The 885-nt window shown below is 53.8% G+C and carries 1 rRNA gene; it reads right to left on the bottom strand.

Features of this window, described 5'->3' with window-relative positions:
- Positions 1-20 precede the first annotated feature (20 nt).
- A 16S ribosomal RNA gene (locus tag ACOTZF_RS25205) occupies positions 21-885 on the bottom strand; the annotation flags it as partial.

The following is an 885-nucleotide window of genomic DNA, read 5'->3' as shown; positions in this document are numbered from 1 at the left end:
CAAAGGCAGGTTCTTTAAGGTAAGGAGGTGATCCAACCGCAGGTTCCCCTACGGTTACCTTGTTACGACTTCACCCCAGTCATGAATCACAAAGTGGTAAGCGCCCTCCCGAAGGTTAAGCTACCTACTTCTTTTGCAACCCACTCCCATGGTGTGACGGGCGGTGTGTACAAGGCCCGGGAACGTATTCACCGTAGCATTCTGATCTACGATTACTAGCGATTCCGACTTCATGGAGTCGAGTTGCAGACTCCAATCCGGACTACGACGCACTTTATGAGGTCCGCTTGCTCTCGCGAGGTCGCTTCTCTTTGTATGCGCCATTGTAGCACGTGTGTAGCCCTGGTCGTAAGGGCCATGATGACTTGACGTCATCCCCACCTTCCTCCAGTTTATCACTGGCAGTCTCCTTTGAGTTCCCGGCCTAACCGCTGGCAACAAAGGATAAGGGTTGCGCTCGTTGCGGGACTTAACCCAACATTTCACAACACGAGCTGACGACAGCCATGCAGCACCTGTCTCACAGTTCCCGAAGGCACCAATCCATCTCTGGAAAGTTCTGTGGATGTCAAGACCAGGTAAGGTTCTTCGCGTTGCATCGAATTAAACCACATGCTCCACCGCTTGTGCGGGCCCCCGTCAATTCATTTGAGTTTTAACCTTGCGGCCGTACTCCCCAGGCGGTCGATTTAACGCGTTAGCTCCGGAAGCCACGCCTCAAGGGCACAACCTCCAAATCGACATCGTTTACGGCGTGGACTACCAGGGTATCTAATCCTGTTTGCTCCCCACGCTTTCGCACCTGAGCGTCAGTCTTTGTCCAGGGGGCCGCCTTCGCCACCGGTATTCCTCCAGATCTCTACGCATTTCACCGCTACACCTGGA

Source organism: Enterobacter cloacae complex sp. SHL021, from assembly GCF_049237765.1.
GTDB classification, from domain to species: Bacteria; Pseudomonadota; Gammaproteobacteria; order Enterobacterales; family Enterobacteriaceae; genus Enterobacter; species Enterobacter cloacae.
Note: the sequence above shows the minus strand (reverse complement) of the source record. Positions and strands in the feature narration are given on the sequence as shown.